Origin of the sequence: Salinivirga sp. (assembly GCF_035268865.1) — a bacterium.
In the GTDB taxonomy this organism is placed as follows: domain Bacteria; phylum Bacteroidota; class Bacteroidia; order Bacteroidales; family Salinivirgaceae; genus Salinivirga.
In genome coordinates, this window is record NZ_DATFKB010000015.1 from 1 (window position 1) to 8683 (window position 8683).

The following is an 8683-nucleotide window of genomic DNA, read 5'->3' on the forward strand; positions in this document are numbered from 1 at the left end:
AAACATGTTAATAGCCAGAAGTTAGCAAGCATTTCCAATTTCTCACTGTATCATGAATAAAACTAAAGTAATAGGATTTGTATTGTTAATTCTTGATCTTTTATGGATTAGTAGATGGAGTTGGTTGTTTTATGCTTATAATTTTACAGAAATATTATGGTTATTCATGTATCCTGATTGGATACTGATTTTGAATATGTCATTCGGATTAATCGGATTTTATAGTGCCATTAGACTTGTAAAAAAGAAAGCCTCGATAAAGAATACGTTGCTCATTCATTTTGCTTTATTTTTGACTGGAAGTATAATTTCGTATCTATTAATTTCCTAAATATGTTTGTAGACCAATGAATTTAAGATTTGTATCAATATTTTTACTTTATATTCTAGTGACAACCTGGAATTCTGGATTAATTGCTCAAACCCTTGATTCATCGCTGATAGATCAATATATTACTTTGGCAAATCAATATTTAGAGAATAATAAATTTGAAAAAAGCCGCAAATATTCATTAAAGGTTCTTGATATTGACTCTACTTATGGTGAAGCATATTTGCTGATCGGCGGCGCTTATGTTAATTCAGCCGATTCATGTGCAGACAATGATTTTATGAAACACATGATTTACTGTTTAGCAGTTGACAAATTTCAAAAAGCAAAAGAACTTGATAATTCATTGACTGACAAAGTGGACAGACTGATAGATGTTTATTCGAGATATTTTCCTCAAGAGGAAGCATTCTACGGACATGTGACAGAAGGACAAAAGTACAAAATAAATTGCTGGATTAACGAAGAGACAACAGTAAGATTTGCTGACTAATAAAGAATAAAAAAACGCTTGCTAACAGCGGCGAGTTTGTATAAGGCGCTTGTGGCGGGCTTTTGCGTCAAAGGAGCTTAATTTCCTCCGCCAAATCTACGATTTGATATGTTATTTTGTATTTAGTAAATTGTAAATTTGGCTAAGTGCTGTTTGAGAGGTTGTTACAAGTAATCCTTACACAAAACTAGCCGAAACGTTGCCAGTAAGCTGCAGAATAACCGCGAAAGTATTTAAGTGAAATCTTACCCTTTTTTTAGACAGTGCACTAAGAGGTTTTCTAAGTTATACGTAAAGATTTTCGCTCATATTAACCTATAGAATATCGGATAGCGTTATAGATTTAGCTGTAGATGATAGCAATAAGATATTTTTAAATATATACAGGAGGGGGCAGGGGTTGTTATACAATGACTTGTGCATCAATCTATCTTCCCATGTTAAAGGTAGATTTTTAGAAAACAAATGTGAACCCAGGTCCAAAAAAAAATAAGGAATACTCAAAAATGAATTAAGGATAGCTTTATCTGAAAAAAATGTATTTTTGGTAAAGCTTTACTAACTTATAAAATATTACGCTATGAGAAACAATTTTTTACTTATGCTAATTGCAGTTGCATTCCTTTTTTGGGGAAACATTAATTCAGCAATTGCACAATGCGATATTGTTATTGATATGGAAGACAGCTATGGTGATGGCTGGAATGGTGCCTCTGTTAAAGTTTACGACGGCACTAACTTGTTGGGCACAGCTACTTTTACAAGTGGATCTTCAGGAATAGCCAACATTTCTGCTCCCGATATGACTGATATCAGTTTAGTTTGGACCGCCGGAGGTTATCCGGAAGAGTGCTCTTTTTCAGTTACAAATGGAATTGGTATCATAGTTTATGAATGTGAGCCTACGGAAGCTCCAGAACCAGGAGAATTCTTTGTTTTTACTAATGTCTGTTCTTCTGCAGGAACTGATTTAAATCTAACTACATTTGATATTGCACCAAAAGTAGCTGCAGGAGATGTCGAAATTAAGGGTACTGTTCGCAGTGATAGAGATACACCCATTACATCTTTTGATGTAGTTTATTCGATTGATGATGTAGTAGGCCAGGTTGCTACGTTTGATGGGTTAAATATCGGTTTTAATGAAAGCTATGATTTTACACATCCTGAGTTGGCTAATATTGCAGTTGGTGACCATACTTTGGAGTTGATTATTCAGAATATTAATGGTGAGGGTGACGATGATTTTCCTGGTAATGATTCATTATCGGCAAATGTTTTATGTGTGAATGAAATTTTTACCAAAAATGTGGTTTATGAAGAAGGTACGGGTACCTGGTGCGGATGGTGTCCACGAGGTTTGGTAGGGTTAAGCACAATGGCTCACAATTATACAGATGGCACCTGGATAGGTATTGGTGTTCATAATAGCGACCCAATGGCCGTAACAGAATACGATCAGGCTATCGGGAATTTTATTAGTGGATATCCAAGTGGTGTAATGAATAGAGAAAATGTTTTTGATCCAGGTCTCTCAAGTTTAGAGCCAGCTTATTTAGCGGCAAAAGAAGATATTCCTTTGGCTAAAATTGAAGTCACAGCAAAAACATGGGATACCGTAACACGCGATATTACGGTAGAAGCAACCTCAAATTTTGCTATGGACTTAACAGAAACTTCCTATAATGTAGCTATGGTTATCGTCGAAAACGGAATGTCCGGTACTACTTCAGGATGGAATCAAGCAAATTATTATGCTGGTGGAGGTTATGGTGATCTCATTAATTGGGACGGAAGAAACTGGGCAGATTTACCAGATCCTGTACCAGCTGCACAAATGGTTTACGATCATGTTGGTAGAGTTTTAGTAGGTGGTTGGGACGGTATTTCCGGAGTTATTCCTGCAGATGTTGTCTATGGTACACCATATTCTTATGAGTTTACCCATACATTGGCAAATGATTTTGATTCTGAAAATGTAGATTTAGTCGTATTGCTGATTGATGCTAACACAGGTATTATTGCCAATGCTACTCAGGTTGAATTAGAAGGTGGAGCTATATTATCTGCAGATTTTTCTGCAGATGAAGTTAATGGTACTGCTCCTTTAACTGTAAACTTTACTGATGAAACTACTGGTGGTTCTGTTGCTTCATGGTCCTGGGATTTTGATAATGATGGAATTGAAGATTCGAATGAGCAAAATCCTTCGTATACCTTTGTTGATGAAGGGAATTACACTGTTTCTCTTACTGTAACAAATGATGCCGGTGATAGCTATACTGCGACCAAAGAAGAATTCATCAATGTAAGTGGAGTGGGGTTTGCCGAACAAAACTCACCTGCGTTTACATGTTACCCAAATCCAGCTAATAATGTGTTTAATATTCAAAGTGAAGAATTATTAAGCAGTATTAAAATGTACAACGTAGGAGGACAATTGGTTTATGAAGATGTTAGATGTAAATCTAAATTTCAGTCAATTGATATTTCTACTTTCGATAAAGGTGTTTATTTTGTTGAAGTACGCTCCGAGCTTGATGCTTCAATAGTAAAATTAATTATCGAATAATGCTTATTAAGTGTGTGTAACTCATAATTTATGTAAACTCACGTTAAAGTAAATACAACCTGCTAAAGGCTTTCTTTAGCAGGTTTTTTTTGTCGTGTGCCTTGCATGAACCCCCATTGGTTTGCGATTATGAAGCCTTACCCTTTTTCAGACAGTGCTAATTTAGACATTCTTAATTATTAGGATCATAGATAGGAAAGGAAAAGAATTAATCATTAAAAAAATAGTAAAATAAGCGGCTGATAACAAAAAAATGTTGCATTAAAACGCATCATATTTCGTTCGTTGTGCTCAATTACGGAAGCAAAATTTTTTTTAGTGATCAGAGATTAATAAAAAATGAATACAAAAAACAACTCAAATCGTAGCTTTCCTCAAAAAGGGTAGGGCTTCACAGTGAGGTTTAAGTTTTTTTACCTGAAATAAGTGGGTTCGGCTACCCTAAAAGCGACAAACATTTCTCATATCCTGTTGTTGGCTTTCAATAAAATTCGAAAATGCCGAACTTTTGGAAAAACATACAAACGCCCGTTTTTATGCTGGCGCCCATGGAGGATGTCACAGATACGGTTTTTAGAGAAATTGTATTATCAGTATCGCAACCTGAGGTGCTGCAGGTGGTTTTTACCGAATTTGTTTCAACCGACGGGTTGGCGAGCAAACAGGGTTACGATGCTGTTGCAAGGCGTCTGGAGGTCAATGCCACTGAAAACGAAATTTTGCGGGAGCGGGGTGCAAAACTGGTGGTGCAGATATGGGGAAACGATCCCGAAAAGAACTTTAAGGCCGCCCGGCACCTTGAGCAGCTTGGACGCTTCGATGGTATTGATATCAACATGGGCTGCCCGGTAAAAAAAGTTGTAAAAAAAGGTTGCTGCTCAGCACTGATTGCCACGCCCGGCTTAGCCAAAGAGATCATCCAGGCGTGCCATGAAGGCACCAGTTTGCCGGTATCGGTAAAAACCCGTATTGGACTGAAAGAAATTGCCACCGAAGCGTGGATTGGTCATTTGCTGGAGACACCCATCACTGCATTGACCATACATGGCCGAACACAAAAGTTGCAATCTAATGGCGAGGCAGATTGGGATGAAATTGCACTAGCCGTGAAGCTGCGGGATTTGAGCGGAAGACAAATACCTGTATTTGGCAATGGCGATGTGCGTTCCTATGGCGATGGAATACAGCGCATTCGGCAATACGGTGTTGACGGTATCATGGTTGGAAGAGGCATTTTTCATAATCCATGGCTTTTCCGCAATGATGAGGTGAGCCCCTCAATTGATGCCAGGTTGAACCTGCTTTTAAAACATATTGAGCTGTATGATGCCACATGGGGCGAGCATAAACCTTTTGAGCCCCTCAAGCGCTTTTTAAAAATTTATATCAGTGGTTTTCGCGGAGCAGCAGAGATGCGCAACCAGTTGATGAATATGTCTCAATCCGCTGATGCCGTGCGATTTGTGAGGTCTGAAAGGAATGTCCGCCTGGATACACTTTCAGCTTGATACCCCGCCTGTTGCCAGACCCGATAAATTTGCAATTTTAGCAGTTTAGCTGTACTTTTAATCAATATATCAGATTGCTAACCAGTTAAACTGCAGGTCATGAAGTATGTAATATTTATTTGCGTGTCGGCTATCCTTTTGGTAGCCTTTTCATGCACACAAAAACATGAACGAGCATCGAGTTTTTTTCACCCAGTTCAAAAAATGGACGATACCCTGCAAAATAAACTCAAAACCATAGACGAAAAGTTACAGATGTGGGTATCCAGCGGCGATTTTATTGGAGGGGAGGTTTTAATAATCAGGGATAAAGATATTTTGATGCATCAAACTTACGGAATGGCCGATGTAGAAGATAGTACGCCCATTCGTAAAAATATGCTCTATCGCATACGTTCAATGACCAAACCCTTTGTGGGTACTGCGGTACTGATGTTGGCCGGGCAGGGGAAAATTATGCTGGAAGAACCGGTTGCAACCTATCTGCCGGCTTTTGATAATGATAAAAGCCGGGCAATTACCGTTAAGCAATTGATTACGCATACTGCTGGTTTTACGCAGCCCGGGTTTCCCAGGGGTGGTATTTACGACTATAATTCGCTTGAAGAGGCTGTGGCCGACCTTGGAAAACATGGACCTGCTTTGCAGCCCGGCACCCAATATATGTACAGTGATGCCGGTACCTCAACAATGGCCCGTTTAGTGGCTAAAGTCAGCGGAATGCCCTCCGGTGCGTTTATTCAGAAGTATATCAGTGAGCTGCTGAACTTACAGAGTACTTATACAACCCTTCCGGTCAATGACAGCATTCGCCATTTAACCGTGAGTACTTACGAGTGGCAAGGCGATGCTTTTGGTAAATACTGGGACAACGAAGCCGAACCGGATATATCGTTTTTCAGAGGCAGTGGCGGCATTTATTGTAACCCCATGGATTATGCACGCTTCCTGTATGCATGGTCAAATCCGCAGGCGGGCTTTCTTACCAAAGAAACTAAGCATGCAGCCTTGCAACCCACTGAATTGACAAGTAATTACGGTTACCAGATGGAATTGTACCATGTGGAAAACGGGCAGCCTCTGGCATTCGGACATGGTGGTTCCGATGGCACTGTAGCCATGAGCATCCCTTCACAGGATTTGTTGCTGCTGTTTTTTACGCAAACCCGCGGCACACTGGTAATAGCCCGGTTTGAGGAATTAGTACTTGACCTTTTTAACCTAAAAGCGGCACCTGAATATGAATTTAAAGATATTAATGAAAAGGCACTGAATCAATTTAAAGGAAGGTTCGAAGGCCCCATTGGTTATTGCACCTTTTTCCAAAAAAATGAGCGTTTTTATGCACAATTCATGGAAAATATGCCGCTGCATTTGCGCGCATTGTCCGATACTGCATTTATTAATCCAGATGTAAACATTTCCTTTAAATTTCAAATAAACAACCAAAACCCCGACAGCCTTTTTGTACAGAACAGAGATCAGGTTTTTAAATTTAGCCGTAAACAGTGATCATTTTTGTTCCTATTATTAATATCAGACTGATTTTTTAATTTATTGTCTTAAGCATTATGAATTACTTTCAGATTTTAGGTGTCGTCTTCGGCCTTGTAGCTTTTCTTAAACCATTTTATATGCACGTTTTACCCTGGGATGAAAATAAACATATCGAAAACGCTTATGCGGCAAAACGGCCTGTATGGATCATTCCTGTTGCCATCGTTGGATTACTCCTTGTCGCTTTCACATGGTACAAAGAGCTAACTACAAACTACCAGTATTCCATTGCCATTACAGTTTTGTTTTCATTGACTGCAATTAAGGCCATTGTATTCATTTTTGATTATAAAAAATTTTATAACTGGGTATCTGGGATGTTAAAAAAGAATCAAGGCAAAAAAATCGTGGTGCTGGATATTTATGTAGGACTATTTGGATTGACCTTAATTATTCTATCACTTTTGCTTTTATGAAAGTCCATGCAGCTTTCCTCCTTTCCGGATATGATCGAAATTAGCCTAAATTTAAGTGATTTTAATTGAATAAAGGGAAAGGCCTTTGCTGTAGAAATAAATGAAACTTTAGCTGGCCCTTCTGACGCTTTACCCTGTTGCCTGTAACCAAATTTCGTTGAGTTGCCTTGGAGCGTAATTATTGGTTGCCGGTTTACTCAAAGCCGCCATCCCTGCATATCTCAGCAGTCATTAGTGTCATGTCATGCTTGAAATGACGGATAAGTTGAAGGAGTTTTCATTTTTAGAAAGGCAAAAAATGTGCGTATAGCAACGTTCTGTAATAATTTTTTAAGGCAGATAAAATGAAAAGAGCAATACCTGGTTCGTTAGATTAAGCGCCATTTGTGAATTGACATGACCCTTGTGCGTAAACATAAATTAATACCATGTGTTGGTCAGAGTGATATTAAAATTGTGTTTATTTAAAATAATAGATATGACAAACTTCTCATTTTGGGGAACGGCACTCACAAAAGTCCCCAGCGTCTCTAAAGAAGAGTGGGGCGGATTAGACTCCATCTCTCGCTGGCTCGTAGCCACAAGAGCTTCGGTGCTTATTATGACAGCTTTTTCGGCCATTATTGCAGGTATTCTGGCCTATTTGTTTGATAGTTTTAATGTAATTAATTTTTCAGTAGCATTTGTCGGGTTAATTTTCGCCCATGCTTCGAATAATCTTATCAACGACCTGGTTGATTACAAACGGGGCGTTGACAAAAACAACTATTTCCGATCGCTTTATGGCGTGCAGGTGCTGGAACATAAATACACCTCGCTCAAAACATTCTACAAATACCTGGCTGCTTCTTTAGTTATAGCAACTATAAGCGGTTTGTTTTTAATTCTTAGAACCGATTATATTACAACCGCATTTTTTGTAGCCGGCCTGGTGTTTTTGTTTTTCTACACCTGGCCCTTCAAATACATCGGCCTGGGCGAGTTTGTGGTGTTATTGGTTTGGGGGCCGCTGATGATTGGCGGCACCTATTATGTAACCACTTCGGGCACCTGGAACTGGGATGTGGTATACATTGCATTGCTTTACGCCATTGGGCCGACAACAGTGCTGTTGGGCAAACACACCGATAAACTGCAGGAAGATCTGAAAAAGAAAGTTTATACCTTGCCTGTGATCCTTAAAGAGCGAAACGCGCGATATTTCACCATGTTGATGTGGGTTGCACAATATGTCATGATCGGTTATTATGTGTATGAAAACCACGCATGGCCTCTGCTTATTACGTTTTTGGCTATTCCGAAACTTTTATCCACATTCAAAATATTCGGACAACCACGACCCAGCGCAGAGCCCGAAAACAATAAAACAGGTTGGCCGCTCTATTTGGTGAGTCATGCATTTATTTATAACCGTGCATTTAGCATGCTTTTCTTTGTGGGCTTGCTTGCCAGTGTTGTATTGTTTAAGATGGGCATTATATAATATCGAATAAAAACTTTATGCCATCCCGGAATTGTGAAGTGTATAATTCCGGGATTTTTTTGTTTTCAATTAAACTAACAGCAGTAGATTTTTCAAATGACTACCAAAAGGCTGTCAACTTAAAATTAATGGGTACCTGGTACATCACATTAACATGTTCGCCCATGAATTTCGCCGGTTTCCAATTGGGCATTGAGCTTACTACCCTTCGGGCCTCCTCGTCGAGCAGGGGATGAGCGCTTTTTATGACCTCTACGTCGCTCACTTTACCTTTGTCTGTAATGACAAATTGAACAAGGACTTTGCCCCTTATCCTTTTGTTT

General features: G+C 39.1%; 7 protein-coding genes. 6 read left to right on the forward strand and 1 reads right to left on the reverse strand.

Going from position 1 to position 8683, the window contains the following annotated elements; genetic code table 11:
* Positions 1-347 precede the first annotated feature (347 nt).
* The 6 genes from VJ937_RS00960 (at position 348) to VJ937_RS00985 (ending at position 8360) form a co-directional block, all read left to right on the forward strand.
* Positions 348-824: a hypothetical protein gene (locus VJ937_RS00960; protein WP_324065052.1), complete on the forward strand. Its 477-nt coding sequence runs from the start codon at positions 348-350 to the stop codon at positions 822-824.
* A gap of 580 nt (positions 825-1404) precedes the next feature.
* Positions 1405-3396, forward strand: coding sequence for a T9SS type A sorting domain-containing protein (locus VJ937_RS00965; protein WP_324065053.1), 1992 nt, complete (start codon positions 1405-1407; stop codon positions 3394-3396).
* Positions 3397-3893: 497 nt separating this feature from the next.
* A complete protein-coding gene (locus tag VJ937_RS00970; RefSeq protein WP_324065054.1) occupies positions 3894-4904 on the forward strand; it encodes a tRNA-dihydrouridine synthase in 1011 nt (336 codons plus the stop codon).
* 99 nt (positions 4905-5003) lie between these two features.
* Positions 5004-6416, forward strand: a complete 1413-nt coding sequence (locus VJ937_RS00975; protein ID WP_324065055.1) for a serine hydrolase domain-containing protein — start codon at positions 5004-5006, stop codon at positions 6414-6416.
* Positions 6417-6538: 122 nt separating this feature from the next.
* Entirely contained in the window at positions 6539-6877 is a 339-nt protein-coding gene (locus VJ937_RS00980) for a hypothetical protein (protein ID WP_324065056.1), read from the forward strand.
* A gap of 478 nt (positions 6878-7355) precedes the next feature.
* Positions 7356-8360, forward strand: coding sequence for a prenyltransferase (locus VJ937_RS00985; protein WP_324065057.1), 1005 nt, complete (start codon positions 7356-7358; stop codon positions 8358-8360).
* 100 nt (positions 8361-8460) lie between these two features.
* Here VJ937_RS00985 and VJ937_RS00990 read toward each other — a convergent pair.
* A partial coding sequence (locus VJ937_RS00990) for an energy transducer TonB (protein WP_324065058.1) occupies positions 8461-8683 on the reverse strand: 223 nt, incomplete at its 5' end.

Bases quoted from the DNA above. Each gene is read 5' to 3' on its own strand.
- VJ937_RS00960 (WP_324065052.1), top strand. From the start codon at position 348: ATGAATTTAAGATTTGTATCAATATTTTTACTTTATATTCTAGTGACA.
- VJ937_RS00965 (WP_324065053.1), top strand. From the start codon at position 1,405: ATGAGAAACAATTTTTTACTTATGCTAATTGCAGTTGCATTCCTTTTT.
- VJ937_RS00970 (WP_324065054.1), top strand. From the start codon at position 3,894: ATGCCGAACTTTTGGAAAAACATACAAACGCCCGTTTTTATGCTGGCG.
- VJ937_RS00975 (WP_324065055.1), top strand. From the start codon at position 5,004: ATGAAGTATGTAATATTTATTTGCGTGTCGGCTATCCTTTTGGTAGCC.
- VJ937_RS00980 (WP_324065056.1), top strand. From the start codon at position 6,539: ATGCACGTTTTACCCTGGGATGAAAATAAACATATCGAAAACGCTTAT.
- VJ937_RS00985 (WP_324065057.1), top strand. From the start codon at position 7,356: ATGACAAACTTCTCATTTTGGGGAACGGCACTCACAAAAGTCCCCAGC.